Here is a 1,199-nt window from a genome sequence, read left to right as displayed (position 1 = left end):
AACACAGTGGACGCGAGCAACTGAGGACAAGCCCTCGGCCTATTAGTACCAGTCAACTCCACCCGTTACCAGGCTTCCATATCTGGCCTATCAACCCAGTCGTCTACTGGGAGCCTTACCCTCTCTAGGAGGTGGGAGTCCTCATCTCGAAGCAGGCTTCCCGCTTAGATGCTTTCAGCGGTTATCCCTCCCGAACGTAGCCAACCAGCCATGCCCTTGGCAGGACAACTGGCACACCAGAGGTTCGTCCGTCCCGGTCCTCTCGTACTAGGGACAGCCCTTCTCAAGACTCCTACGCGCACAGCGGATAGGGACCGAACTGTCTCACGACGTTCTAAACCCAGCTCGCGTACCGCTTTAATGGGCGAACAGCCCAACCCTTGGGACCGACTCCAGCCCCAGGATGCGACGAGCCGACATCGAGGTGCCAAACCATCCCGTCGATATGGACTCTTGGGGAAGATCAGCCTGTTATCCCCGGGGTACCTTTTATCCGTTGAGCGACGGCGCTTCCACAAGCCACCGCCGGATCACTAGTCCCGACTTTCGTCCCTGCTCGACCCGTCGGTCTCACAGTCAAGCTCCCTTGTGCACTTACACTCAACACCTGATTGCCAACCAGGCTGAGGGAACCTTTGGGCGCCTCCGTTACTCTTTAGGAGGCAACCGCCCCAGTTAAACTACCCATCAGACACTGTCCCTGATCCGGATCACGGACCCAGGTTAGACATCCAGCACGACCAGACTGGTATTTCAACGACGACTCCACACACACTGGCGTGCATGCTTCACAGTCTCCCAGCTATCCTACACAAGCCGAACCGAACACCAATATCAAACTGTAGTAAAGGTCCCGGGGTCTTTCCGTCCTGCTGCGCGAAACGAGCATCTTTACTCGTAGTGCAATTTCACCGGGCCTATGGTTGAGACAGTCGAGAAGTCGTTACGCCATTCGTGCAGGTCGGAACTTACCCGACAAGGAATTTCGCTACCTTAGGATGGTTATAGTTACCACCGCCGTTTACTGGCGCTTAAGTTCTCAGCTTCGCCCAGACGAATCTGGACTAACCGGTCCCCTTAACGTTCCAGCACCGGGCAGGCGTCAGTCCGTATACATCGCCTTACGGCTTCGCACGGACCTGTGTTTTTAGTAAACAGTCGCTTCTCGCTGGTCTCTGCGGCCACCCCCAGCTCACGGA

Annotated in this window: 1 rRNA gene (running past one end of the window); it reads right to left on the bottom strand. The window is 56.3% G+C overall.

Annotation, left to right across the window (positions count from 1 at the left end):
• Nucleotides 1–22 precede the first annotated feature (22 nt).
• Nucleotides 23–1,199, bottom strand: a 23S ribosomal RNA gene (locus ACGFZL_RS32050) (it continues 1,373 nt past the right edge of the window).

Source organism: Streptomyces sp. NPDC048182 (genome assembly GCF_043202555.1).
GTDB lineage: Bacteria > Actinomycetota > Actinomycetes > Streptomycetales > Streptomycetaceae > Streptomyces.
Note: the sequence above shows the minus strand (reverse complement) of the source record. Positions and strands in the feature narration are given on the sequence as shown.